The sequence below is a fragment of the Mucilaginibacter terrae genome (assembly GCF_031951985.1).
GTDB lineage: Bacteria > Bacteroidota > Bacteroidia > Sphingobacteriales > Sphingobacteriaceae > Mucilaginibacter > Mucilaginibacter terrae_A.
Window position 1 is genome coordinate 3,584,510 of the sequence record NZ_JAVLVU010000001.1, and the last position, 26,748, is coordinate 3,611,257.

At 43.1% G+C, this 26,748-nt stretch carries 27 protein-coding genes; 14 read left to right on the forward strand and 13 right to left on the reverse strand.

Annotated features, from left to right (window positions below; translation table 11 throughout):
* Positions 1–41: 41 nt before the first annotated feature.
* Both QE417_RS15180 and QE417_RS15185 read right to left on the reverse strand, forming a co-directional pair.
* Positions 42–620 (reverse strand): DUF922 domain-containing protein, encoded by a 579-nt coding sequence (locus QE417_RS15180; protein WP_311951316.1) that lies wholly within the window; start codon positions 618–620, stop codon positions 42–44.
* 111 nt (positions 621–731) lie between these two features.
* Complete coding sequence (locus QE417_RS15185) at positions 732–1,736, reverse strand: glycoside hydrolase family 43 protein (protein ID WP_311951317.1); 1,005 nt, start codon at positions 1,734–1,736, stop codon at positions 732–734.
* 409 nt (positions 1,737–2,145) lie between these two features.
* Here QE417_RS15185 and QE417_RS15190 point away from each other — a divergent pair, with 409 nt between their 5' ends.
* The 7 genes from QE417_RS15190 (at position 2,146) to QE417_RS15220 (ending at position 13,967) form a co-directional block, all read left to right on the forward strand.
* On the forward strand, positions 2,146–5,034 hold the full coding sequence (locus QE417_RS15190) for a glycoside hydrolase family 2 protein (protein ID WP_311951318.1): 2,889 nt from the start codon (positions 2,146–2,148) through the stop codon (positions 5,032–5,034).
* Positions 5,035–5,194: 160 nt separating this feature from the next.
* Positions 5,195–5,545, forward strand: coding sequence for an L-rhamnose mutarotase (gene rhaM / locus QE417_RS15195; protein WP_311951319.1), 351 nt, complete (start codon positions 5,195–5,197; stop codon positions 5,543–5,545).
* A gap of 28 nt (positions 5,546–5,573) precedes the next feature.
* Entirely contained in the window at positions 5,574–8,348 is a 2,775-nt protein-coding gene (locus tag QE417_RS15200) for a glycosyl hydrolase (RefSeq protein WP_311951320.1), read from the forward strand.
* 367 nt (positions 8,349–8,715) lie between these two features.
* Complete coding sequence (locus tag QE417_RS15205) at positions 8,716–10,695, forward strand: alpha-L-arabinofuranosidase C-terminal domain-containing protein (protein WP_311951321.1); 1,980 nt, start codon at positions 8,716–8,718, stop codon at positions 10,693–10,695.
* A 139-nt stretch (positions 10,696–10,834) separates the two neighbouring features.
* A complete protein-coding gene (locus QE417_RS15210) occupies positions 10,835–11,887 on the forward strand; it encodes a sensor histidine kinase (protein WP_311951322.1) in 1,053 nt (350 codons plus the stop codon).
* A 157-nt stretch (positions 11,888–12,044) separates the two neighbouring features.
* The gene (locus tag QE417_RS15215; RefSeq protein WP_311951323.1) at positions 12,045–13,241 is read left to right on the forward strand and encodes a sensor histidine kinase; all 1,197 of its coding nucleotides are present in this window, start codon (positions 12,045–12,047) and stop codon (positions 13,239–13,241) included.
* A gap of 21 nt (positions 13,242–13,262) precedes the next feature.
* Positions 13,263–13,967: a LytR/AlgR family response regulator transcription factor gene (locus QE417_RS15220; RefSeq protein ID WP_311951324.1), complete on the forward strand. Its 705-nt coding sequence runs from the start codon at positions 13,263–13,265 to the stop codon at positions 13,965–13,967.
* A 9-nt stretch (positions 13,968–13,976) separates the two neighbouring features.
* On the opposite strand, the gene QE417_RS15225 is transcribed toward QE417_RS15220, so the two are convergent.
* Positions 13,977–14,288: a winged helix-turn-helix transcriptional regulator gene (locus tag QE417_RS15225; protein WP_311951325.1), complete on the reverse strand. Its 312-nt coding sequence runs from the start codon at positions 14,286–14,288 to the stop codon at positions 13,977–13,979.
* A 156-nt stretch (positions 14,289–14,444) separates the two neighbouring features.
* On the opposite strand from QE417_RS15225, the gene QE417_RS15230 reads away from it, so the two are divergent.
* From QE417_RS15230 to QE417_RS15255, 6 genes are all read left to right on the forward strand, one after another.
* Positions 14,445–14,735 (forward strand): hypothetical protein, encoded by a 291-nt coding sequence (locus QE417_RS15230; RefSeq protein WP_311951326.1) that lies wholly within the window; start codon positions 14,445–14,447, stop codon positions 14,733–14,735.
* Positions 14,736–14,972: 237 nt separating this feature from the next.
* Positions 14,973–15,551 carry a Crp/Fnr family transcriptional regulator gene (locus tag QE417_RS15235; RefSeq protein ID WP_311951327.1) on the forward strand — a complete coding sequence of 193 codons (579 nt, stop codon included), beginning with the start codon at positions 14,973–14,975 and terminating at the stop codon, positions 15,549–15,551.
* A 75-nt stretch (positions 15,552–15,626) separates the two neighbouring features.
* A complete protein-coding gene (locus QE417_RS15240) occupies positions 15,627–15,959 on the forward strand; it encodes an NAD(P)H-binding protein (protein WP_311951328.1) in 333 nt (110 codons plus the stop codon).
* A 62-nt stretch (positions 15,960–16,021) separates the two neighbouring features.
* Entirely contained in the window at positions 16,022–16,519 is a 498-nt protein-coding gene (locus QE417_RS15245; protein ID WP_311951329.1) for a hypothetical protein, read from the forward strand.
* Between the two features lie 125 nt (positions 16,520–16,644).
* The gene (locus QE417_RS15250; RefSeq protein WP_311951330.1) at positions 16,645–16,836 is read left to right on the forward strand and encodes a cold-shock protein; all 192 of its coding nucleotides are present in this window, start codon (positions 16,645–16,647) and stop codon (positions 16,834–16,836) included.
* Positions 16,837–16,985: 149 nt separating this feature from the next.
* The gene (locus QE417_RS15255; RefSeq protein ID WP_311951331.1) at positions 16,986–17,441 is read left to right on the forward strand and encodes a cold-shock protein; all 456 of its coding nucleotides are present in this window, start codon (positions 16,986–16,988) and stop codon (positions 17,439–17,441) included.
* An 88-nt stretch (positions 17,442–17,529) separates the two neighbouring features.
* Here QE417_RS15255 and QE417_RS15260 read toward each other — a convergent pair whose 3' ends face one another.
* The gene (locus QE417_RS15260; protein ID WP_311951332.1) at positions 17,530–18,762 is read right to left on the reverse strand and encodes a M16 family metallopeptidase; all 1,233 of its coding nucleotides are present in this window, start codon (positions 18,760–18,762) and stop codon (positions 17,530–17,532) included.
* Between the two features lie 156 nt (positions 18,763–18,918).
* Between QE417_RS15260 and hpt the strand changes: the two genes are divergently transcribed.
* Positions 18,919–19,452 (forward strand): hypoxanthine phosphoribosyltransferase, encoded by a 534-nt coding sequence (gene hpt, locus QE417_RS15265; protein ID WP_311951333.1) that lies wholly within the window; start codon positions 18,919–18,921, stop codon positions 19,450–19,452.
* Positions 19,453–19,923: 471 nt separating this feature from the next.
* Here the strand turns inward: hpt and QE417_RS15270 are convergent, their stop codons facing one another.
* The 9 genes from QE417_RS15270 to QE417_RS15310 form a co-directional block, all read right to left on the reverse strand.
* Positions 19,924–20,328 carry a hypothetical protein gene (locus QE417_RS15270; protein ID WP_311951334.1) on the reverse strand — a complete coding sequence of 135 codons (405 nt, stop codon included), beginning with the start codon at positions 20,326–20,328 and terminating at the stop codon, positions 19,924–19,926.
* Positions 20,322–20,702, reverse strand: a complete 381-nt coding sequence (locus tag QE417_RS15275; protein ID WP_311951335.1) for a hypothetical protein — start codon at positions 20,700–20,702, stop codon at positions 20,322–20,324. Before QE417_RS15275 ends, QE417_RS15270 begins: the two co-directional genes overlap by 7 nt.
* Before the next feature lie 71 nt (positions 20,703–20,773).
* Positions 20,774–22,141 carry a cell envelope integrity protein CreD gene (gene creD, locus QE417_RS15280; protein WP_311951336.1) on the reverse strand — a complete coding sequence of 456 codons (1,368 nt, stop codon included), beginning with the start codon at positions 22,139–22,141 and terminating at the stop codon, positions 20,774–20,776.
* Positions 22,142–22,212: 71 nt separating this feature from the next.
* A complete protein-coding gene (locus QE417_RS15285) occupies positions 22,213–22,515 on the reverse strand; it encodes a winged helix-turn-helix domain-containing protein (RefSeq protein WP_311951337.1) in 303 nt (100 codons plus the stop codon).
* On the reverse strand, positions 22,512–23,171 hold the full coding sequence (locus QE417_RS15290) for a hypothetical protein (RefSeq protein WP_311951338.1): 660 nt from the start codon (positions 23,169–23,171) through the stop codon (positions 22,512–22,514). The genes QE417_RS15285 and QE417_RS15290 overlap by 4 nt, the downstream gene beginning before the upstream one ends.
* A gap of 181 nt (positions 23,172–23,352) precedes the next feature.
* Positions 23,353–24,261, reverse strand: a complete 909-nt coding sequence (locus QE417_RS15295; RefSeq protein ID WP_311951339.1) for an alpha/beta fold hydrolase — start codon at positions 24,259–24,261, stop codon at positions 23,353–23,355.
* 161 nt (positions 24,262–24,422) lie between these two features.
* The gene (locus QE417_RS15300) at positions 24,423–25,313 is read right to left on the reverse strand and encodes a helix-turn-helix domain-containing protein (RefSeq protein WP_311951340.1); all 891 of its coding nucleotides are present in this window, start codon (positions 25,311–25,313) and stop codon (positions 24,423–24,425) included.
* A gap of 181 nt (positions 25,314–25,494) precedes the next feature.
* Positions 25,495–26,289: a carboxylesterase family protein gene (locus tag QE417_RS15305; protein WP_311951341.1), complete on the reverse strand. Its 795-nt coding sequence runs from the start codon at positions 26,287–26,289 to the stop codon at positions 25,495–25,497.
* 160 nt (positions 26,290–26,449) lie between these two features.
* A complete protein-coding gene (locus tag QE417_RS15310) occupies positions 26,450–26,602 on the reverse strand; it encodes a hypothetical protein (protein ID WP_311951342.1) in 153 nt (50 codons plus the stop codon).
* Between the last annotated feature and the right edge of the window lie 146 nt (positions 26,603–26,748).

Genomic DNA, 26,748 nt, shown 5'->3' on the forward strand with positions numbered 1-26,748 from the left:
GGAAGTAATAGAAGTGCTCAATAATACTACATTTATTAATATTAATTATTCATCACCAACCTGTTCGATTCCTGTAACTGCCGGTCTAAATAAGCCGTCCAGTTTGCCTGTTGCTTACGGTCTTGCATGTGCATGGTTTCGCTGTCATAAGCGGCATTCATGCGGCGGTATTTTTCGTCGATGCGGTTAAATATATTGTTGGCCTGCCGCTGATAATCTCCGGTGTAATGAAAGGCATTGAGTTCGCGAATCAGTTCCTGCTGCATAAGAAAGGCAATTACATAATGCCCTTGCTCGTGGTGCAGTACTTCGTCCATCATCTCGTCATTCCTGATCATTTTACGGTTGATCCATGAACGTTCGGGGTTAAACACCAGGGGGATATAAAATGTAAGACGGTAATTGCTTCGGTAACTCTGTACATTGTAACGCATGGTAACATTACAACTGGTATGCGCCACATAAAAACCGCTGCCGGCAGGCACCTGCCCGGTAAAATCATCAGCAGTTAATTGGCGATAACCCTGGGCTTTAACAGCTCCTGTACTAAGTATAAATAGCACAAAAACACAAATCAGTTTCACGTATTTAAGCATCATTAAAGTCAAATAGTTCTGCATATTTTGACTGTAATAAGAATTTATGGTTTAACCGTATAACCCCAATTCATGCCATATGTTGTAATGTTAATTCATTTGCTACATCGGTTTTACCCTTCACTAACACCGGTTTTACTTCGCCGGCTTCACGCCTTCACTCGTCATCACCACCCGCTTAATCGTTCCATCCGGGTTGTAATACAAGTAATCTATACATACCGATCTATGGAAACTGCCATGATCGGGCGTAAGTGCGCCGTTATGATAAATAAAGTAGTCTTTACCCTTAAAGGTAATAATGGCTTGGTGGTTGGTGTTGGAATTGCCGGCAATTTCATTAATAATGCCTTTGCACTGCCACGGGCCCTTAATGCTCTTGCTCATGGCATAAGCAATTTTTTCAGGAAACTCGGTAGCGTACGACAGGTAGTACCAGCCTTTGCGTTTGTGCAGCCACGGGGCCTCGGTAAACTTCGGCAGGTCAACTTTTATAATAGGGCCATCCAGTTCGGTCATGTTTGCTTTAAGTTTGGCGTAGTGGCAGGTGGTATTGCCCCACATTAAATAGGCTTGCCCATCGTCGTCAATAAAAACGGTGGGGTCAATATCGTCCCAGCTTATTTTGGCCTCGGTGGTCATATCATTGGTGATAATAGCCGATCCGCGTGCATCCTTAAACGGGCCTAAAGGGTTATCGGCAACGGCTACGCCAATGGCTTTGCCGTGTATGGTGCCGTGTGTAATAGCCACATACCAGTAAAACTTGCCCCCGCGTTCAATTACCTGTCCGGCCCAGGCATCGCCTTTGGCCCAGGCAAAATCGGTGGTTTTAAGCGGAACCGCATGTTCGGTCCAGTTCACCATATCGCTGGTTGAAAATACGGCCCAGTCGTGCATTACGTAAGTTGCCCTGTCTTTAGGTGCTACGTCATGGCCGGTATATAGGTAAAGCTTATCTTTATAAACTAATGCCGCAGGGTCGGCGGTGTATTTGTGCGTAATAATGGGGTTGCCTTTGGCTTGAAAGGTGGTATCATTGGTACGGAACACATTATTGGCACTTTGAGCAAAAGTTAGCGAACTGGTGCCCACTAAAATGGCGGTTTTTACAACAGACAGATAAAGGTGTTTCATCATAAAAAGAAAGAAAAATTGGTTGCACCCGGTATGCCGGGCATTTGTATGTGTTGCAAGTTAATTATAACTTGGATAAGCTAACGTACGCAACCCATACAATACTAACCGTCCTGCTGTATCATGTAACCCTACATACGCCTGTATGCTAAAATGATACAGGATAGTTACATAAATTACATGATAGTTCAGGATAGATATAAGGGCTTGAGTAGGTACATTGTGGGCGAAAACCAATTCAAAAATCTTAAAAATTAATTAGAATATGCCCGCTTTTAGCCTGCCGCAATGCTCGCCTGGCAAACTTACGTCACGAGTTTGGTAGCAGTTTACATTGGCAGCGGCTTTTGATAATAAAGTATAACAAACCTGCTATTGCTTAGGGCTACCTCATCCGAAACCAAGATAATCTATGACATTCAACAATTACCCTGTACTATTTTCACGTTTTAAAACTGCCTTTGTTTTGCTGATGGCTTTTGCCGGTATGCAGTCGTTTGATGCTTTAGCACAAGGCAGGCAGGTAAAATACCTGTCGGGTAAAGACAACCGCACCAACGTACTGTGGGATTTTTATTGCACCGGCGGCCGTAAAAGTGGATACTGGACCAAAATTGCCGTGCCCTCATGCTGGGAGCAGCAAGGCTTTGGTGCTTATAATTATGGCCGCGATTATAAAACGTATGGCAAAAACTTCCGTTTTGCCGATGAGCAGGGTATTTATAAACTCAGTTTTCAGGTGCCGCAGGCCTGGAAAAACATGGATGTGTACATCGTTTTTGAAGGTTCGATGACCGATACCGAGGTTAAGCTTAACGGCAAAACAGCCGGCGAAAAACATCAGGGTGCGTTTTACGAGTTTAAGTACAACGTTACCAACAAACTGAAGTTTGGCGTTAATAACCTGCTCGAAGCACGGGTAAGCAAAATGAGTGCCGATGCCTCAGTTAACAACGCCGAGCGTTTGGCCGATTACTGGGTTTTTGGCGGCATATTCCGCCCGGTTTATTTGGCGGCCTATCCTAAACAGCACATTAACCGTATTGCCATTGATGCCAAGGCCAATGGCGATTTTAAGATGCAGGTTTATCCTGAGCATTTGAAGCAGAATTTACAGGTGGTAACCCAAATTACCGATCTGAAAGGCAAGGTGCTTAAAACGGTATCGGCCAATGTGAAGTCAACTGATTCGGTAGTAAACATTGCTGCCAAAATTGCCAACCCGCTAACCTGGAACTCCGAAACTCCTAATCTCTATAAGGTGAACGTGGCCTTAAAAGCAGGCGGTACTACTATTCATCAGCATTCCGAAAAATTTGGTTTCCGTACCATTGAAATACGTAAGGGCGATGGCATTTACCTCAATGGCGTTAATATTAAAATGAAGGGCATTAACCGCCATAGCTGGTGGCCCGAAACCGGACGCACGCTTAACGACGATATTCAGCTGCAGGACGTAAAGCTGATGAAGGAAATGAACATGAACGCCGTGCGTATGTCTCATTATCCTCCCGATAAAAAATTCCTCGAAATTTGTGATTCATTAGGTTTATATGTACTGGATGAACTGGCCGGATGGCAAAAAGCTTACAGTACGCCTGCCGGTAAAAAACTGGTTAAGGAAATGGTTATGCGTGATGTAAATCATCCATCCATTATTTTTTGGGATAACGGTAATGAGGGGGGCACCAATAAGGAGCTCGACCAGTACTTTAACCAATACGATTTTTCGAAACGCCCGGTTATTCATCCGCACCACCGCCCCGGCAATGCGTTTAACGGAATAGACTGTAACCATTACGAAGATTATTACAGCACCAAAAGCATACTGGCTGACAGCAATATTTATATGCCTACCGAGTTTTTGCACGCGCAGGATGACGGCGGCGGTGCTACTGCCCTGGCCGATTTTTGGGACCTGCACTGGAAATCGAAACGCTCGGGCGGCGGTTTCATATGGGCTTTGGTTGATGAGGGTATTGTGCGCACCGACCAGAACGGTATTATCGACGTGAACGGCGTTAATGCCCCGGATGGCGTGTTAGGCCCGCACCGCGAAAAAGAGGGTAGCTTTTATGCCATGCGCGAAATTTTTTCGCCGGTACATATTATGCTGAAAACTTTGCCTGCCGATTTTTCTGGCGCTATACCGGTAGAAAACCGATTCCACTTTACCAATTTAAACCAGTGTACCTTTAACTGGGAACTGATTGATTACCGCAAGCCTAATGAGCAGGATGGCGGATATACAGTGAAGAAGAAAGGCATGGCTACCGCTCCGTCGGTTGCACCGCTGGCATCAGGCAATGTACAAATTGGCCTGCCGGCCGATTGGAAAAGCTACGATGCCTTAACCTTAGCAGCTTACGATCAGCATAAAAACTTAATTTACCGCTGGGTATGGAAAAATAACAACGAGCGTTTGCTCAACAACGTGATTGCCTTTACCGGCAAAGATCAGGCAAAAGTAACCGAAACCGATTCGACGTTGTTGGTGAAAGCCGGCTCTATGGGCATCACCTTTAATAAAAAGAATGGGCAGATTGTGAACATGACCAACAATAGCGGCGACCCGTTCCTGTTTAGCGGAGGCCCTGCGCTGGTAAGTGGTTCGGCAACATTTAAAGATATTAAGCACCGGCAGGAAGCTGATGGTGAACTGGTTGAACTAACCTACACCGGCGACCTGAAGTATGCCCGCTGGAAAATATTTAACAGTGGTTGGGTAAGCCTCGATTATGAATACGAATTAAAAGGCGATTATACGTACGCCGGCATAACCTTTAATTATCCCGAAAATTATGTGCTGGGTGCCAAATGGCTTGGCCGGGGCCCTTACCGGGTTTGGAAAAACCGCTTGCAAGGTGTGGTTGATGATGTATGGACCAGTGTTTATAACAATACCCAAACCGGTAGCGCACCATGGATATTTCCAGAGTTTAAGGGTTACTTTGCCAACGTTACCTGGATGGAACTAAACACCGTGCAAGGCAAATTTATGATAGCCGCCAGGGAGCCTGAACTGTACGTGCGCCTGTTTGATTTTTATGGATTATCGGGTGTAAAACCATTCCCTGCATTACCATCAGGCAACCTATCTTTTTTAGATGCCATACCGGCGCTGGGTACCAAACTGGCACTAAATATTGATAGCAACACGCCAAAATTAGGCCCACTGAGCGAGCTTAACCATATTAACGGTACAACCAAACGTACGTTGTATTTTTACTTTGGCCAGTTAGAGCAAGCCGGTAAGGATAAGCAGAATTTTACACGTCCGGTTAAGGATGAGTTGTTTTAGATAAATGAGCGCAAGAGAAAAATAAACGCCCGTCATTGCGAGGACCGAAGCAACCTCTGCGGATGCAAAGTTTGTAAAAAGAGTTCAGAGATTGCTTCGACGGCAACGCACAAGCCCCCGCTGTCTCGCAATGACGTGGTGGGGATAAAAATTACAGTCTTTGGCTGGTGTTGGCGCCAATCAATATAAAAAAGAAGAAATGCAAAAAGTAGCCTTTAAAATGAAGCTGAAACCCGGCTTTAAAAATGAGTACAAAAAACGCCACGATGAGATATGGCCCGAACTTTCGGCCTTGCTGAAAGCCAACGGCATAAGCGATTATACCATTTTTTTGGATGAGGAAACTAACACGCTGTTTGGTGTACAACTGTTGTCGGGGCAATCATCACAAGATTTGGGCGCTACCGAAATTGTGCAGAAATGGTGGGCTTACATGGCCGATATTATGGAAACCAACCCCGATAATTCGCCCGTAAGCATGCCGCTTACGCAAGTTTTCCACTTCGATTAACCGTATATTACTAAAATATTCTTACGCTATGTTCATCAAGCGATTTTTATACATCAGTGCCTTGTGCGCAACGGCAACAGCAGGCATGGCGCAAACCAAACAACCACTGGTGTGGCCCAAAGTTAAAGCCGAAACCCGCCCCTGGACCCGCTGGTGGTGGATGGGCAGTGCGGTTGACCAAAAAAATATTGGCATGCTGTTGAAAAAATATCAGCAGGCGGGCTTTGGTGGCGTGGAGGTAACACCCATTTATGGTGCCGTTGGGTTTGAGAACAGGTATGTTGATTTCCTGTCGCCTAAGTGGATGGAGATGCTGAAGTATACCAGCAGCACCGCCGCAAAGCTGGGCATGGGTATGGATATGAACACCGGCACCGGCTGGCCATTTGGCGGGCCGCAAATTAAAACTGCCGAAGCCGCCACCAAGCTCATTGTACAAACCTACAAGCTAAACCCTGGCGAAATAGTTAAAGAAGCCATTCGCGTAAATGACCCCAAACAACAAGGTATAGCCGTTTTACAGGCGTTAGTAGCCTACGATGAAAAAGGCAACGCTACCGACCTCATGAGCAAGGTAGATGCAGCGGGCAACCTCAACATGCAGCCGGTAACTTCAAAAACTGAAGTGTATGCCGCCTTTGCCGGTAAAACGCTGCAAAAGGTTAAACGTGCGGCTCCGGGTGGTGAGGGTTTTACGTTAGACCACCTGTCTAAACCGGCTACGGATGTTTATCTGGCACGCTTTGCCAATGCTTATAAAGCAGGCAAGCCAAGCGTAAGGGCTTATTTTAACGATAGTTACGAGGTTTACGGGGCCAGCTGGTCGCCAACCATGTTTGAGGAGTTTAAGAAAGACCATGGCTATGACCTGCGCCTGCACATAAAAGAACTGGACAGCAAAGAAGAGAGTGAAACAGTAGGCCGTGTAAAGAGCGATTACCGCGAAACCATGAGCAATATGCTGCTCCATAATTTTACCCAAAACTGGACCAATTGGGCGCATGGCTTAAAAAGTATTACCAAAAATCAGTCGCACGGCTCGCCGGGCAATTTGCTGGACTTATACGGAACAGTGGATATTCCGGAGATAGAAACCTTTGGTTCGAGCAAGTTTGCCATACCCGGTATACGCCGCGATAGTGCCGATATACGCAACGTTGACCCCAACCCCATCATGCTCAAATTTGCCCCGTCGGCAGCGCATGTAAACGGCAAGCCTTTGGTGTCAAGCGAAACCTTTACCTGGTTAACCGAGCATTTTAAAACTTCGTATTCGCAATGTAAGCCCGAGGTAGAGCAACTGTTTTTGGCAGGAGTGAACCACGTATTTTATCATGGCACCACTTACTCGCCCAAGGATGTTAAATTCCCAGGATGGTTGTTTTACGCATCGATGAATATGGTGCCCGATAATAGCTTGTGGAGCCATGCTGCAGGTTTAAACGGTTACATCACCCGTGTACAATCGGTATTACAGGCTGGTAAGGCCGATAACGAGGTGCTGATGTACTGGCCGGTTTACGATGCCTGGAGCCATCCAAAAGGATTGGAAATGACGCTGGCCATTCATGATATTGACGATTGGCTGATGCCAACCAAGTTTTACAAAAACGCCTTGGAGCTGCAAAAGAACGGCTACAGCATTGATTTTGCTTCGGACTTAGCCTTATCAAAAAGTGCAGGTAGCAAAGCAGGTGTTAAAACCAGTGCAAGCGCCTTATACAAAACCCTGGTGGTGCCTGAGTGTACCCTCATGCCTAACGAAACGCTGCAAAGCATTCTTAAACTGGCACAGCAGGGCGCAACCGTAATTTTCCAAAAGCTACCGGAGGGTGTTCCGGGCTTGGCTGATTTAGAAGCTCGTCGCGTTAAGCAAAAACAAATTTTGGCTGCACTAAAGTTTACCGATGCCGGTAGCGGTGTTAAGCAAGCTATTGTGGGCTTTGGTAAAGTTTTATTATCGGGCGATTTGGATGATGCGTTGAATTACGCATCTATTCCTGCCGAAAAACTGGTGGAGAGCGGCTTGAAATTCATTCGCCGTGACGTCAACGGCAGCAAGTACTATTACCTGGTTAACCATACCGCCAAAGCTATTGATACCCGCATTCCGCTAAACGGCAAGTTTGCTTCGGTAACCATCATGGACCCGCAAAACGGCGCTTATGGTTTAGCGGCTTCTTCATCGGCACAAAATAAAACTATGGCACGGGTGCAGCTGCAAGCGGGCGAGGCTATGATATTACTGGCCGGTTTACAAGCTAAAGCTGCCCTGCCTAAATGGAAGTACCTCGAAAAAGCCACCGGCGAAATAGAACTGAAAAACCCATGGAACCTGCAATTTATCCAGGGCGGCCCGGTTATTCCAACTGCTAAAAAGTTGGATAAGCTCAAATCATGGACAGATTTAGGTGATAATGATGCAGTCAATTTTTCGGGCACAGGTGTTTACACCAGCACATTCACCGTTCCGGCTAAAAAATCAGGCGAATACGTGCTCGATTTAGGCCAGGTTGACGAAAGCGCCCGTGTTTGGATAAACGGCAAAGAGGTGGGCATTTTGTGGAGTATTCCGTTTAAAACCCGTGTGGGCAGCTTCCTTAAAACCGGCGAGAACACCATTAAGGTTGAAGTTGATAACCTGATGGCCAACCGCATTCGTTATATGGATCAAAACAAGATGGAATGGCGCAAGTATCACGAAATTAACTTCGTGAACATTAACTACAAACCCTTCGATGCCAGCAACTGGACACCTATGCCATCAGGGTTAATTGGGTCGGTTAAGATTGTGAAATATTAGATTTTAGAAACAAGAGCCGAGAGCCAGGAACCAGGATAAAAGATTCTTGGTTTCAATTCCCCTCTTAAGAGGCGCGGGTAAGGCTCTGCGTTCGCAGGGGTTTGTCAATTGGACTATTCATCACAATGATCACACACCTTCACCCCTCTCAAGAGTAAAATCTCACAATTATCTGCTCTTATAATTTAAGTAAGCTACCCAAAGCATCTGCTAAAATCCACACTTGCTAAGTGTGGATTTTTATTTAACTTGACCGCATATTGTAAATCCGTTTTCAAATTTACCAAACTGTTTTTTTGAGGGAGATGATGAGCCACCGGTTCACCATTATTTTACGTACATTTTTTAATTGTAAGTTTGACAATTTATGAGAAGGAAATTTCTTGCTACTGCCTGTGCTGCTGCTTTAACTTTGAGTGCTTATGCGCAAAAAAGCCACCCAATTATTGTAAATGCTGATAAATTAACGGCCAAAGTGCAGCCTACCATGTGGGGCGTGTTTTTTGAAGACATTAACCTCGGTGCCGATGGCGGCTTGTATGCCGAACTCATTAAAAACCGCTCTTTTGAGTTTACCACCCCGCTAATGGGTTGGGCGGTTAAAGGAAAAAAAATTGCCGAAGGCGACGTACTGGTACTCAACCGCCAGGAAGCCGCCGAAAATAACCCGCGTTACTTGCAGGTGAAAGTTAAAGATGCCGAAACCCCTGCCGATGCCACGATAACCAACGAAGGTTTTAGAGGAATGGGTATTAAGAAGGGCTTGAAATATGATTTTTCGGTAATGTACCGCCAGGCATCAAAGGGTTTAAAACTGCACCTGGAGTTACAGGATGAAAACGGAAAGAGCGTTGGAAGCGGTATATTAACGCCTAACGAAAGTGGCATTGGTTGGAACAAGCAGTCGGCAAGCCTTATGGCCAATACCGATATAAAAAAAGGAAAGTTCCAAATATGGTTTGAGGGCAGCGGTAGCATTGATCTGGATATGATCTCACTTTTCCCGGCTAATACCTGGAAAAAGCGCCCCGGTGGCTTACGTGCCGATATGGTGCAAATGCTGGCCGATATGAAACCCGGTTTTGTACGTTTCCCGGGTGGTTGTATTGTGGAAGGCCGTGATTTGGCTAACCGCTACCAGTGGAAAAAAACCATCGGCCCCATTGAAGAACGTGAACTAATTATGAACCGCTGGAATACCGAGTTTAAGCACAAACCAGCACCCGATTATTTTCAGACTTTTGGCCTCGGCTTTTTCGAGTACTTCCAAATGTGTGAAGATATTGGTGCCGAAGCCCTGCCTATTTTAAATTGCGGTATGGCCTGCCAATTTAACACGGCCGAGTTAGTGCCTTTAGACCAATTGGGTCCTTATGTACAGGATGCCTTAGACCTTGTTGAATTTGCCAATGGACCGGTAACCTCTACCTGGGGTAAAAAACGCGCCGATATGGGCCACCCAGAACCATTCAACCTAAAAATGATGGGTATAGGTAACGAAAACTGGGGGCCGCAGTATTTAGAGCGCCTGGCTATTTTTACCAAAGCCATGAAAGATAAATATCCCAACATTAAACTTATTAATAGCTCGGGCACCGACCCTGATGGTGCACGTTTTGACCAGTTGAACAATGCCCACCGTAAAAATAAAGCCGATTTTATTGACGAGCATTACTACCGTTCGCCCGAGTGGTTTTTTAGCAATGCCACCCGTTATGATAGTTATGACAAAAACAGCTCGAAGGTATTTGCCGGTGAGTACGCCGCACACAACAAAAATGAGCCTAACGGACCAAACATTAACAACTGGCGCGCGGCACTATCTGAAGCAGCCTTTTTAACCGGTGTTGAGCGTAATGCCGATGTGGTAAATATGGCTTCATACGCACCGCTATTTGCCCATACAGATGGCTGGCAGTGGTCGCCCGATATGATTTGGGTGGATAATACCAGCATTTATGGCACACCTACCTATTTTGTACAAAAGCAATACTCGCTTAACAAGGGCACCAACGTGGTGGATATTAAAAAAGGTAACAAAGTAATAGCCGGTAAGGATAGCTTGTACGCATCAGCTGTAATCGACCAAAATAAGAACGAGCTGATCATCAAAATGGTGAATGCATCAAACAAAGCTCAAACCCAAACGGTGCAGGTAAAAAGTGCTAAAAAGCTGGCCTCAACAGCCATACTTACTTCAATAGCTAACGACCTCAAAGCAGTCAACTCTTTTGATGACGCAACCAAAGTAAGCCCAACAGATGAGCGGATTGATGTAAAAGGTAAAAACGTAGCGGTAGCACTTAAACCTTATTCGGTTAATATCCTGCATATTGCGCTTAAATAGCCGTCATTTATCCTAATGGCAGATTGTCATTAATTAAAAAGGTTGTGAAATATTTCTTAATCAAGCATTAAAAATATTTCACAACCTTTTTGTTTGCCTTTCGTATAAGTTCATACCTAACAAATTTAAATTATTGTGTATGAACGACATGCGACTTTATACTTCGTTGTCCCGTTTTAAGTACCTGGACCGAAATTATTCATTTAAATACCTATTTATCGCCTTTATAGGCGTTCACATCCCGCTAATAGGTATTGTAACCTTTATTGCCTTAACCGATTTTACCTCGCTTACGCCAGGTATGGTGATTTTTTCAACATTGGGTTTTACATTAATAGCCTGCGGCATAACCTTGTTTATGCAGAATGCGCTGGCCCGACCTATTATTGAAACTAAGAACGCCCTGGTTAATTACCTGAGCAACAAAACCCTGCCCGAACTGCCTACGGATTTTAAAGATGAGGCTGGCTTGCTCATGAGCAATACCTGCACCGCCCTGAAAGAGTTGGACAACCTGATCAAAGAGAAGCGGGATTTTATTTACCTGCTATCGCACGATTTAAAAACACCTTTGCATAATGTATTAACTATTATCCATTTAATGAAAGATGATATTAATAATGATTCGAAGGAGGAGCACATCAACCTCATCAGGCAATCAACCCAGTACCAATTGCAGTTAATTACATCGGTGCTTAACCTGGCTACGAGCGAATTTAAAGAGGGGAATATTCTTCAGCTGATCAATCTCGAGCCATTGCTCAACAAGGTGCTCAAAGACCATGCAGGCAGCCTGCAAAATAAGCAAATACAAGTGCTGGCCGATATACCCGAAAATTTACAGGTAAAGGTTAATGAAGAACTATTTGCTATGGCGCTGAGCAACCTGGTTACCAATGCTATAAAATTCAGTACCCGCAGCAGCGAAATTATGATACGCGCCGTTGTTATGGAAGACCATGTAATGATACGCGTAATTGACTACGGCATTGGTTTTAACGAATCAAAGGCACCGTCGTTTCAGCCATTCAGCAAATCGAGCCGCCCCGGTACTGATGGAGAAAGCTCCAACGGTTTGGGCTTGTATTTCACCCGTAAAATTATCAAATATCATGGCGGCACCCTGGTTGCCGAAAGTGAGGGCGAAGGCAAAGGAGCCAAGTTTATTGTAAGACTTCCGCTGGCGGCGTAATTGAGTTTATGGTTCATGGCCGGAGTTTTATCAAGCATTATTCCGGCTATGAATTGTGAACCCTCCACTATGAACTACAATAAACATTCATCCACACAAATACCCTAATCACCGATACCTGTGCGGCAGATGTGGCAATAATTATGTTGCTTTGTATATGCTTCGCTCTAAAGCCACTACGTTTACTATACATGCAGCCGGATGGTTGCTATTCTTAATATTCCCATTATTGTTTTTGAGCGGTGGGCAAAAAAATAGCAACGTATGGACTTTGCTTTCTTCATCATACTACTGGTTGTTTTGCCTCACCTACATGGTGCTGTTTTACTTTAACCTGTGGCTTTTAATTCCGCGTTTTTTTCTCAAAAAAAAGTATGTTGATTACGGTATAGGCGTAATGCTTTTACTAAGCTGCGTGTATTTTTTGCAACCCTTTGATAAGCTGTTGGCTAATAATCCGCGTGTACAAAGCCAGATTGGCATGCCGGGCGGCCTACCCCCGCCACCAATTGATACCTTAACACAGGTACAGCCGAAGTTAAACCCTGCCGCCACGGCAGATAGTACACCATTGCCCTTTGGCCCCCTGCCTCATCAGGATCTACGCATGCAAGACCCTGCCCAAAAACCACACGGCAATCCGCTGTGGCGGCACTCGCCCGGTGTTGATATTGTGAGTTTGGTATTGTTTGTAATTATGACGGCGTTAAGCCTTTCCATACGCATGGTGCAGCAATGGCAAACCACCGAGCAAAAAGTTATAGTGGCAGAGGCCGGTAAAGCCAATGCCGAACTATCGTTCCTTAAAGCGCAAATTAATCCGCATTTTTTGTTTAATACGCTCAATAATATATACACGCTTTCGGTGATGAACAGCGAGCACACTTCCGAAAGTATAATGAAGCTGAGCAACATTATGCGCTATGTAACCGATGAAGTGAGTGAAAATTTTGTATTGCTGCAAAATGATGTGAATTGTATAAGCGATTATATTGCTTTGCAAAGCTTACGTTTAGGCCGTAAAGCCGAGGTGAAATTTACCGTAAGCGGCAACATGAGTAATCAAAAAATTGCACCGCTCATACTTATGTCGTTTGTGGAGAATGCTTTTAAGTACGGCATTAGCAAGCAAGAATTTAGCCTGATTACCATTGACATAAATGTTGAGGGCGCAAAAATTGAATTTTATTGTGAGAACAAGATATTCAACAATAAATTGACCGTGATTGAGCGTACTGGCATAGGTATTGCCAATACCCGCCAGCGCTTGCAGCACTTATACCCAGGCAGGTATGAGCTTAAAATTGATGATGCCGGTAACCGCTTTAAAGTGAAACTCAGCCTGCAAAGCTAATCTTCCTAACCCCTGATTATAATGAGCAAGTTAAAATGTATAGCTATTGATGATGAGCCCCTGGCACTCGAGCTGATGGAGCAGTATATAGCGCGTTTCCCATCGTTACAGTTGTTGCACACGTTTGAGGATGCTGTATCGGGTGCCGAGTATTTAAAGCATAACCCGGTTGATTTACTGTTTGTAGATATTAATATGCCGGATATTACCGGCATTGACCTGGTGCGTTCGTTAACCAATAAGCCCATGGTTATTTTCACTACGGCTTATCGTAACTTTGCCCTGGAAGGTTTTGAACTGGAGGCGCTGGATTACCTGCTTAAACCTATTGATATTACCCGCTTTACCAAGGCGGTTGAAAAGGCCTTAGAGTTTAATCAGTACAAAACATCGGTAGCGCAGCAGCCCGTGCAGGAAAGCCTGTATGTATATTCAGAATACCGCATGCTCAAAATTAACGTGCCCGATATTGAGTACATCGAGAGCATGGAAGACTACATTAAGATCCACCTGACCAACGAAGATAAGCCCATCCTCACCCTTATGGCACTAAAAAAGGTGCTCGAAAAACTTCCGCAAAATCATTTTAAACGTATCCATCGCAGCTATGTGGTTGCAGTGGATAAAATCAGAATAATCCAAAACCGTAAAATAAAACTATCCAAAGCCGAGTTGCCCGTGGGGGATAGCTATGCTGCTTCGGTTAAGGAGTGGGCGAAGGGGTGATGGGTTTACTTACAACATCCCCTCCAGTTGCGTAAATACCGAAACCATTTGCCTGCCTTTTTCGGTTAAATTGTACTCAATGTGCAAGGGTTTTTGCTTAATAATTATTTTCTCTAAAAGTCCGTCTTCTTCCAGTTCGCGCAGGGCAACTGATAATGATTGCTTATTGGCGCCCTGAACCGAACGCAACAAGCCACTGAAACGCAATGGTCCTTCGGTTGCCAAACGGAATATCGCTGCTTTCCATTTGCCCGATAACATTTTGAGGAGCGCCTGTGCCGGGCAAATTTCGGCGTCGCTGGTAGTTTCTTTAGTAGTCATTAATTTCTGACATATTGTTTTATTCAGTTATGTAGCACAACTTTGAACGAAAATAGCAATTTAAAATATTCCTTTTAAGAATGTTTTATAAAAGGTAACCGGCTTGTTGTGTACAAAACAATAAACTACCGGGTAAGTAACAAGGCGGGGGTTATCATGCTATCGCCAAAACAGCAAACACATTACATGAAAAACAACAGCCTGTTGGAGTTAAGCATTCAGGATCTAATTAAAAGAAGAGATTTACTAAAAGGTGTGCTTATTGGTTTTAGCATTTTATGGTTGTTAATATTGGGGATGATGGTGTATTTTTTAATCAATAAATCGAGCACTAAAACCCTTATACCATTTGCCATACTGCCTACAGCCTTGCCGGTAACTATACTACCTGTATATATTTATATGAACACGCTTAACAACAAAATAAAATTAAGAGAGAAAAAGTAAATCGTATAAGCTAAACATTTATCGTAGCTATACTGCCAGCGCAAAAAGGAGGCTTTACTTACAAAGCCCGGAAAATTTAAGTTACAACACATTAGTACCTACTCCTTACATACAACACACCACCCAGGCAACCAGGTTTTTACAAAAGCCTGGTTGTTTACTTTTATGCCTTTAGGTATGCATTAAATTTGAGGCAACGACTATTGGGTATTAACGCCTTTTAGCTACATTTGGGTAATGCACCCCGAATTTGAAGCTTATTTACAACAGCGCACCAGCCTTAAACCTGATGAAATAAAACAGGTGAGCAGCAAGGCAATAGCCCGTACGCTAAAACGCAATGAGGATATGTTGCAGGCTGGCGATGTTTGCAGGCATAAAACTTTTGTGCAATCGGGTTTGCTGCGCACGTTTGGTGTTACGGCCGATGGTAATGAGCATATCCTTCTCTTCTCGCCCGAAGAAACCTGGACTTTAGATGTTGAGAGTTACGATAAACAGAAACCATCCAAAGTAAATATAACGGCCATTGAGCCAAGCCGCGTTTTGCTTTGGCATAAACCCGATTTTGATGCCTTGCTCATACAGGTTCCGGGATTGAAGCAACTGGCAGAACAGCTTATTTCGAGCAGTACGCATTTTAATAGGCAGCGTATACTTACTACTTTAAGCGGTAGTGCCGAAGAAAAGTATGAAGACTTTTTGCTAAGCTTTCCTGACCTGCTCAACCGTTTGCCCTTGCGTATGATTGCCGCTTACCTGGGCATCTCGCTTAAAACCCTTACCCGCATACGCCACGCACAGTTGCAGCGATAATTTCAAAACAGGGTCAAATGACCTCGTTTTAAAGTGCTCTTGCCTTGCAAATTTGTAGCTATAAAACATATAACTATGAAAGTATTTGTAACAGGAGCCTCCGGTTTTGTAGGCTTGGCCGTGGTAAATGAGTTATTACAACATGGGCATGAAGTTTTAGGACTTGTACGCTCTGACAAAGGTGCCGAACAACTTAGAGCCGCGGGTGCCGAAGTATTGCTGGGTGATGTAAACAACCCCGACCATTTGCGCAAAGGTGTACTGGCTTGTGATGCTGTAATACATACCGCTTTTAACCATGATTTTTCGCAATACAAAGCCAATTGTGAGGCCGATAGGTTAGTTATACAAACCTTAGGCGATGCATTGGTAAATACGCAAAAAACTTTGGTAATTAAACGGGCATAGGTTTATTAAACCTTGGCCGTTTAATTACCGAAGACGATACCCTACCTGCTGGTTCGGACGTTGTGCCCAGGGCTGCATCTGAAGAAGCCGCCGCCGCCGTAGCCGCAAAAGGCGTTAATGTATATGTAGTGCGCTTGCCACCCAGTGTACACGGTACGGGCGACCATGGATTTGTGCCCATGCTTATCAACTTAGCCAAAGAGAAAGGCGAGGCGGCGTATATAAATAGTGGCGATAATGTTTGGCCTGCCGTTCACCGTACCGATGCGGCTGCGCTTTACAGGCTGATTGTTGAAAAACAGCCATCGCTTAAAGTGTTACATGCAGTAGCCGAAGAGGGAGTTCCTTATCTCCATATTGCCGAAACCATTGGCAAAGGTGTGGCGATCCCGGTGCTTAGCAAAAGTGGCGATGCAGTTGCCGCCTATTTTGGCTGGTTCAGTCATTTTGCCGCTATGCATTGCCCGGCATCAAGCGATGAAACCCGCCGGGCTTTAGGTTGGGAGAGCAAAGGCCCGGGCTTGTTAACTGATATGGTTAACGGTGGATATTTTGCCTGAATGGTGTTTGAATAGCCATTTATAGTGTTCAAAATGTCACAATGTTTAAATTCAATTCAATTAATTTTACCTTAGGTAAAATATGTCGATAATTATGCCTACCTTGTAGACTTATTAATAATACAATGCAACAAGGAACAGTAAAATTTTTTAATGAGACAAAAGGTTTCGGATTTATCACACCAAATGATGGTGGTAAAGAGATCTTTGTTCATGTTTCAGGTTTGATCGACAACGTTCGTGAGAACAGCGAGGTAACCTTCGACGTAGAAGAAGGCCGTAAAGGACCAAACGCAGTAAATGTAAAAGTAGCTTAATACACTATATAAATCATTACTGAGCATTCTCCGCTAATTGGAGAATGCTTTTTTTGTACTTCAAATTTTATATACAACAATCTCTTCGCAAAAGGACGTAGAGCACATTGATGGATTTAATAATTAAGTCCGTTCATTAAAAACAAACTATGGGTAGATCATCAGAAACATTTAGTAAAAAAGAGAACGAAAAGAAAAGACTGAAAAAACAGCAGGAAAAAAAGGAAAGAGCCGAAGAGCGCAAATCCAATGCTGTTAAAGGACAAAGCCTTGAAAACATGATGGCTTATGTAGATGAGAATGGTAACATTACCTCAACTCCTCCCGATCCTACAAAAAAGAAAAAAATATCAACAGACGATATCCGTATAGGTACGCCTAAGCAGGAAGATATCCCGGTTGAAATTGAAAGAACCGGAACGCTAACTTTTTTCAATGAAGGTAAAGGTTATGGTTTCATTAGAGATGCGCAATCGCAGGAAAGCGTTTTTGTGCACATTAATGGCATAATACAACAAATCAAGGAAGGCGATAAAGTAACTTTCGAAACCGAAAAAGGTCCAAAAGGGCTTAATGCCATAAAGGTAAAAAAAGCAGCTAAGTAATCTCTGTTTAGAGACATCTATATAATAAAAGCCTGTGCTCCAAAAGAGAACACAGGCTTTTTTAATTTGATAGTTGCCTTAAACTTGTTTAATCCTTTGGCTCAAAAAGCAAAGTAATCAAGTTTTTCTCGTCAAATACATGGTTGCTAATTTCGAGCACTTGCTCGGCGGTAACAGCGTTGATCTTGTCAAAAACCTGTTGCAGGGAATCCACGTCATTAAAATCGATCAAACTTTTAGCCATCGATATTATGAGGCTCAGTCGGTTTTCTTCGGCCAGGGCTATTTGGCCAATAAACTTTTGCTTGGCCTGGTGCAGTTGTAGCGTACCCAATTTATGCTCACGCAACTTGCGCAGTTCTTTATGAATGAGTTTGATGGCTTTGCCTGCCTTCTCTTCATCGGTACCAAAGTAAATGGAAAATATGCCCGTATCGGTAAACGGCGTATAGTTCGATTCGATGGTGTAGGCTATGCCATATTTCTCCCGTATTTCGAGGTTTAAGCGGCTGCTCATTCCCATGCCGCCCAGCAGGTTGTTCACCAGCAACAAGCCGCTTTTATGATGGTGCGATGAATCATAAGCCAAATTGCCAATAATGCCATGCAACTGGGAAATAGGCTTTTGCAGGGTAATTAATTGTCCTGGTTGTGCCAAAGGCCTTTCGCGGTGCTTGGTCGAAGTATTGGCGGGTACCCCACCTAAATACTTTTCGGTAAGTTTAATAAGCTTATTAAAATCGTAATCGCCTATTACAGCAAATACCATTTGGTGGGTATTGTAATTAGCGGCTATAAACTGCGCTATATCATCTCGGCCCAACTGCTTAACCGATTCTTCGGTACCCAAAATATTGTTGCCCAGCGTATGGCCTTTAAATAAGTAACTTTCAAAATCGTCTTGAATGGCTTCTTCGGGCTGATCCTGGTAAGAGGCTATCTCATCTAAAATTACACTACGTTCTTTAACCAACTCTTCTTCGGGAAAAGTAGAGTGGAAAACAATATCTTCAAATAAATCGATGGTGCGCTCTAAATGTTCTTTTAGCAGCGAGGCATGTATGCAGGTATACTCTTTGGTGGTGTAGGCATTTAAATCGGCACCTACCAGTTCTAAACGGTTTAAAATTTGGTTAGTGTTGCGTTTTTTAGTTTGCTTAAACAGCAGGTGCTCTATAAAATGGGCAAGGCCGTCTTTGCCTGGGGTTTCGTCGCGTGCACCGGCGTTAACAATAAAGCAGGTGTGCGTTATATTTGATGGTGCGTGCTTGTACAACAGCCGTATGCCATTGCCCAGCGTATGTACCTGGTAATCTGTCATGGACCGGCAAAGATACGCTAAATTATATCCATAACCGGTAGTGTGTTTACGCCGCTAATGCGTATTATTGTAGGGCAAACGTCATAAGTATGACTTCGTTTACTTTAATACATTGTGACTATGCTGTTACCTTTTAAAACATATTAAAGATTAATCATGAAGATTGCCGACCTCACTTTTGAGCCGCTTATTGAAGCCGATGCCATTGCCAAGCGCATTAATTTAATGAGCGAACAATTGAACGCCGACTATGCCGAAAAATCGCCCATTTTTATTGGCGTATTGAGTGGCAGTTTTATGTTTATATCCGACTTAGTTAAACAAATTACCATTCCCTGCGAGGTTACCTTTACCAAACTGGCCTCTTACTTTGGCGGCACCAGCAGCACCCGCAAAATACGCGAAGACATTGACCTCAGTGTTGACATAAGCGGCCGTCATATTGTAATTGTTGAAGATATTGTTGATACCGGTAATACGCTGGCTTACCTTATCGAAAAATTAAAACTACACAGCCCGGCATCAATAAAAGTATGCTCACTGTTGCTCAAACCCGCCAAGCTCGAAACTTCGATTGAAGAGCTACGCTACGTAGGTTTTGAAATTGAAAACGAATATGTAGTAGGCTACGGCCTTGACTATAAAGAGTTGGGCAGGAATTTAACGGGCATTTACAGGCAGATTAGTTAGGTTAATTGTTTAGCTAAAGCATGTCCTCCCAAGTGGAACGGTTTTTAGATTTTACTAAAGTACTTAATCAAACTACTTAGCTCAAACAGCTTTTATATTACTCAGTTTGTGATGTAATTTATTGCACTAAGTGCCTGCAACGGCATATATACTTTAAGTTGCAATTGGCAGCTTGTGTGAATTTTTACTTAGCTAAACCAACTTAAAATAACAGCCCATAACGCAAAAGTGTGATTGGGAGCAGCAAGTTCAAACTGTTCATCAATCCGATCTGAAAATTCTGATAATTCGCGTCTCATAATATTTTTAGTTTGATTTATTCAAAATTAAGTAAAAAATATACCAAAAACCAAATCGGTATTGTGATTAATTAAAATTTCTTATTTGCTTAATGTAAGCTTTAAACTGGAGTAGCCTAATGTGGTCATTTAATACATCAATGCTAAGCATGAGAGTGGATATTAATTGCATTTAAACCGGGTATTGATAGTTATGATCGGGCACTGTACCCATCAGTATAGTTATGTAAATAAAGAGTGCTATCGGGACAGTTAAAACCGACACCCAGTAGCCGCAGGTGAACAAAATGTGCCTTATGTCCTCATCGTTATTGATATTAAATGTGCTGTCAATAGCAAAACCTAAATAGTACAGCAAGTTGGCGGCAGTCATGTAAAGACCATAGAACAGTAAGAAAGTTATAATAATGACGATGCTTGCATCAATTGCCAGATAAGCGCTTTCTTCAAGTGCCATGGCCAGCCAGGCAAATACACTGCCAAAAGCTCCGCTTATCAATAATCCCTTATTGTATTCCCAGCGTTTGGCTTCCCACCAGCGGTAAATATCGGTTCGGTGTAAGTTGTTTGTTAGCATAGGTAGTGGTTGGGATGTGCAATTACAAAGAATAATATAATGCTAAGTGTGAGCAGCGGTGGTACCAATACCGATAGCCAATACCCGCACTTGTAAATCATCAGCCTGAAGTTATCTTCGTTGTTGCTGTTAAAGGCAATATCCAGCACCCAGCCCAGGGTAAAGGCAATATTGGCTGCTATAAAGTAAAGGGTGCAGGCAATACCAAAGGGAATGAACAAAAAATGCACAACATTTGGATATAACATAACGCTCGAAAATCCGCCGATTACAAACGCTATTGCGCCGCTTACCAGCAGCCCCTTGTTGTACTCCAGCCGTTTAAGCCACCACCAGCGGTTTACGTTTACTTCTTCAAAATCATGCGTTGGCATAGTGCAGTGTTTGTAAAGGGTAAATTGGCCGCGATGCTGTTTGCACAGCTACCGGCCTGTATGACAAGGTGTTAGGCGAAAGTTTCTTCGATTTCGGCAGGCTGCTGTGCGTCCCAGCTTATTTTGCGCGAAAAGTACATGAGCGTAGAGATAATGATAAACAGGGCTATACTCCCCACCAGCAACGACAAGTCTTCTAACTGAATGATAACGAAGATAAACCCGTAGAATATGGTAAGAATTACCGCGAACAACACAGCAGCCTTACGGTTAGATAGCAGCGATGCCGTGAACCAGGCAATTAGGCCAATGGTTGCCACTGCCGCAATTAAGTAGGCAATATTATAACCCACCTGTTCTGAAAAAGACAGCAATAGGGTATAAAATACGATCATGGCCGCCCCGATCAACGCATAGTTGAATACATGGATGCGGCGCTTTTGAATAACCTCGGTTAAAAACAACGATACAAAGGTGAGTACGATAATTAGGATGGCGTATTTAGAAGTACGTTCGGTTTTTTGGTACTCATCAACCTGTATATGCAATTGCACGCCAAATAAGGCATTTTTGTTGTTTTTGAAACTATTAAGCAGGGTATCATTCCCCGCCCACTGCTGCGGGAAGGGACGATTGTAGTACAGCATGCGCCATTTGGCATTAAAGGTACTGTCTACAATGGTACGTTCGTTTGGAAGGGTGCGACCGTCAAACTTAGGGCTGGGCCAATTGCCGCTTACCTCCACCTGGGTGGTTTTGCCGGTGTGCGCAAAACTCAGGCTTTCGCTGCCCTTTAAATCAAGGTCAAAGTTAAATGGAATATCATCTGCTCCTGTGCTCAGGTCAATGCTGGCCTGCAAGCCGTTATCTAACAAGTTATCGCCGTTTAATGCCGGTTCTACTTCCAGCTTTAGGTTTTGTATGTTAATTACCGGGTTCGATTTTAATCCCTTTAAATCGCTTATGGCAAATATAACCCGGGCTTTGTTCAGCATCAACTGGTTGCTGTCTATCTGTAGTTTGGCTATATCGGCCCGGTTAAAGTTCCCGGTTATGTTGAGTTTCGAATCATAAACACCCACATCAAATATGCCGCGGTGTAATTTACGGGTAGCCACATTGCCTTTAATGTTGAGGTTTTGAGGTAGGAGGTATATGCGTTGGGTGTACTCCTTAATAATAACCTTGTTGCTGGTATCACGTTCGCGTACCTGTTTTTTATAAGGTATGATGAGCACCGGCCCCTGCACCAGTTGGCTGCCCGACCATTGGTCTGATACTTCCTGCGTAATTTGTTCCTGCCTAACGCTGCGCTCTTGTATTAGCCCCTGTATCCACGCCGATGGGATGAGTAGCAGCAAGGCTATTACCATTATAATAAGCATTTTTAACAAAACCGACTCTTTGAGCCAGTTGGTTGATGATGGTTGTGTTTGCATAATTAATTATTTAAAAAGAACTTTCGTTTTCAAAGTAAATAGATAAAAAAATATAGCCTGGTGACCTGTGTTTATTTTTTTTGCAGCTTAATTAATTGTTCGAGCGCGTTTAAATGGATTTGAAAAGCCTTTTTGCCCGTGGCCGATGCCTGGTAAGTTGTATTGGGCTTACGGCCTATAAAGCTTTTATGTATGGTAATATATTCCTCTTTTTCGAGGGCTTTTAAGTTGGAGGCCAGGTTGCCGTCGGTAACGTCAAGCAATTCTTTAAGCGAGGTAAAGTCATAGCTTTCATTTACCATGAGTACGCTCATAATTTGCAACCTTACCCGGTTCTCAAAAGCCTTATCTAATTTGTTAAAATCTACTTTCACCTATCGTATTTAAAGTGCATTACGGTGCCGTAAATAATGTGCAGTACACCAAAACCTAATGCCCAAAACAGTAAACCAAAACCCGGTAACGCGGCGGCCATTATGCCTAATATAGTTTCGCAAATGCCCAGGTATCTTATGTCATTAAAGGTAAACGCTCCGGCGCCTACTAAAGCCAGTCCGTAAAAAGCCAAACAGGCCGGGGCAACTATACCCAGGTACCCTCTAAGCAGCATTACTATAATAAAAGCCCCACCTGTTAACAACGGAACCGCCATTTGAAACAGCAGCGCCTTGCTGGTTTTGCCCCAAAGCTGCTGGCCTTTGCGTTTAGCCTTGCGGCGGGTAAGTACCACACCTGTTGTAAGCGATGCTGTTAAAACCGCCAAAGCTATAAAAATCAATTGAGTCATTACGGGTGTAAATAGCAGGTCGGGTATGTTTTCTTTATCAAACAAACCGTTAACCATATACTCCCGGTACTTGAAAAAACCGCCGGGTAAGTAAATTATACTATATGCCAGCCATGCACCAATAAGTGCATACACACCAGCCAATATGCCCGATAAGCCGCTGAGCGATATAAACCTCGACGAGCGTTCCATCATATTACGGATAGATGCAAGGTCGTCGTGCAGTTTTTGTTCTTCTGACATTGAATAAAGTACTTTTATTTTCAAAGTAAATGATTTGATTTGGATTGTGCAAGAGTGCAGGTGAAATAATTTAAAATTATCTTTAATACATTAACCCCCGGTTCGATATTTTAGGTATCAAACCGGGGGTTAATGTGTTACTTAGGTAAGTCCTAAAGTTACAATGTGAATATTTAAGCAATTATGATCTGGCAAATTTTTCCAGTTCGGTGTTAAATTTTTCCATCTCTTCGATGAACAGCGCATGACCGCTTTTTTCGAACTTAACGATGTATGAATTTTTAAGGCCTTTATGCAACTGCTCTGCAAATACAAAATCACATAGTTTATCTTTTGTGCCATGAAATATAGCTACAGGTACTTTAATTTTTGCTAATGCAGGGCGAAGGTCAAGATCGCGAAGGGCCATGATGGCATGTGTGGTGGCGTAAGGAGATGCATCCAAATTGATGCTGGCTAACCAGGCGGCTTGCGGAGCTGAAAGGCTGGTTTCGGTAGCGCCAAAACCTTTGCCAAAATCTTCAATTAATTGCTGCCTGTTGGTTTCAGTAGTGCGGATCAGTCCGGCTGCGGCTTCGTCAGATGCTCCGTAAGGATATCCTTCGCGTTGTTTCCATGATGGAGCTGCTGCTGCAAATAAGGCAAGTTTGCTAACGTGTGCGCCGTTGTATTTGGCCATGTAATGTGTTACAACCGCACCACCCATCGAAAAGCCACCCAAAACCGCATTTTCAATTTTCAATTTTTCCAGCACTACTTTAATATCATCCGAAAATACATCGAAGTCGTATTTGCCATAAGGCCTGTCTGATTTTCCGAAACCTCTTAACGATATACCGATAACCCGGAAACCTTTGTGAACCAAATATTGATACTGGTACTCGTACATGGCATCGTTAAGCGGCCAGCCGTGTATAAGTACAATGGGCTGCCCGTTACCCAAATCGGTTACATGTAGCTTAACGTTTTTTTCTACCTCTATGTACTCTGCCCTACCTGCCGAAGCTGGTTGTCTTTTTAACTGGGCAAAAACTGATTGGCTTAATGTTAAGATGAATAAAAGACTGATGGTTGAGATAAGTGTTTTCATTGTACTGCTTTTTTAATATGTAATGTTTAAATATTTTGTTGTTGATTAACATTACAAAGGTGGGCAGAACCATTAAGCTACGGAATGGACAAAAGGCCGAGTGTCTTGCAGATTTTTCCCTAAGCTTACAATTTTGCAGAATTTTATACCAGTTGATGGCGTTAAGCCATCGCTATTTCGGCACCATCTGTGCTGCCGGCATTGCTTTGGGTTAAAAATTTAGCCCTGAACCCCGAAGGTGATTCGCCGGTTTTAATAAAAAACATACGGCTAAAATAAGCAGGATCGTCATATCCCAGGTTATAGGCTATTTCTTTAGCAGTTAAAGCGGTATGTACCAGCAGCCTTTTGGCTTCGAGTATAATACGGTTTTTTATAATCTCGTTTGGCTGCGGCAGGTTCATGCGCTTAAAACGATGAGTTAGGGTTTTGGGTGCTATCAGCAACAAGTCGGCATAGTCGGCAACGGTGTGCTTTTCCTTGTAATGGGCATCAACCAGTTGTGTAAACTTCCTGAAAGAATCCGAATCATTACTGTCTGCCGTGAGTGTACCCTCCAGGTGTTTTTGCTTCCATAAACGGGTAGACTTGATTAGAAGCTGCTTTAAATAGGTGCGCAGCATTTCTTCCTGCGAGGTATCTTTAAGCTTAAACTCATGCTCAATATGAGTAAATAAGCTTTCAAAAAACATGGCGTCGGCATCGGGTACAGCCGTCATGGGCATGTTATTTATGTTGTTATACAATAAACCATCGCATGCCACCTCTTTATCATGTATTTGTATGCAGTAAAAATCGCGGTTGTAGTAAATAAAGTAACCGGTATCGGCGCACATGTGCTCAATGTTCAGCACCTGGTTGGGGCTTATAAAAAATACTGCCGGGCCATTGGTGTCATAAACATCAAAATCAACCTTTACCCTACAGCCCCTGGGCAAATACATGGCCTTTATATACGTTTTGTACGCTTCAGAATTAATGACGTTCAGCGTATCGACGTTAACATGTACCAGTCCTATGGTTTTAAGGTTGGCGTCAAAAATGTTGTGCATAATTGTATAATGAAAAGGTTGGTGTAAGCCCGGCTAATATAAAGCAGTTACCCGCAAATATATGATTTACAGCACATCAACTTTATTAAAATACACTTGCCCAATATGGGGTATTACCTACAGCTTTTTGGGAATGCTTGATAAGTTACGCCCAACCTTATCCAAGTTGCCTCTTGCGCCGTTACTTTTTATGGTTAAATAACCAATTAAATAACTCTGGTTCTGCAAAGGCACTATCCCAACTATTGTGATTGTCGTTTGGGTACAGCGTAAATTTAGGGTTGCCGCCATATTGTTTAATGGCTTGTACCATTTGCTCCGAATATTTAGGCAGTACAACATCATCCTTAACGCCATGAAAAATCCACATGGGTACCCGTTTGGCGTATTTCTTAGCAGTTTCGAGGTGGGCGCCGCCACAAATGGCAAAGGCTGCGGCAAATACTTTGGGTTTGCGCCATAAAAGTTCAAACGTACCCATACCGCCCATTGATAAGCCGCCAACATACACGCGGTCTTTATCAACATAATCATTTTTCAGAAAATGCTTTACAAAGCCCTCTAAAGCATGCATGGCCTGGGTTGGCTTTTTATTGGTAGTAAATTCAACAGATAAAAGGGTATTGGTTTTAGGATCGCGCTTGGTGATGGCATTGGCCCAATAGCTTTCCTTAGGGCATTGCGGAAATATAACAATTGCCTGGTGCTGTTTGCGGAAAGCATCATTTAAAAATACTTTACCGCCGTTGCGCAGCTGGGCTTCATTATCATTACCGCGCTCGCCTGAGCCATGTAATACAAAAAGGAGCGGATATTTTTTAGTGGGATCGAAGTTTTGGGGTAACAGGATGCGATAAAGCAAGGTATCGCCTTTATGCTGATAAACTTCCTTTTTATACTTAGCAAATTGTTGTGCTTTAGCATTGGTGCATACCAAAGCCACAAAAGTTAATATTAACAATAAGTTCTTTTTCATGGTTAGGTAAATAACCTTGCAAAGGTGCAAAAGTTTATTTACCGCAAAACAGAATAATGCTGCTTATATGTAAGTGGTGTAGTAAAGCAGCTATAGATATTAGTAGAGCCGTAGGGCTGAATAGTTTAAATTAATAAGGGAGAAGCAAAAGCAAAGGGGATTAATTGCCGAAGAGGCTAACAGCAATTTGATCGTAATAGGCAAAAGCAAAAAGTACTATTACAGTAAGAACCATAGCCACAACATACAGACTATCGGCTTTGCCTTTGGGCTCTAAAATTGGAGCATTGAAGTTGTTTGATAGTGTGTTCATATAGGTAATTATTAAAATGTTAAATAATTATTTGATTTTATACAAAGTACGTAATAAATGTTTACTTATCATAGCAAATCAGAAAAATATTTAACTTTTGTAATAATATGAATTTGATATATGTATGTTAAAACATTATTAAAAGA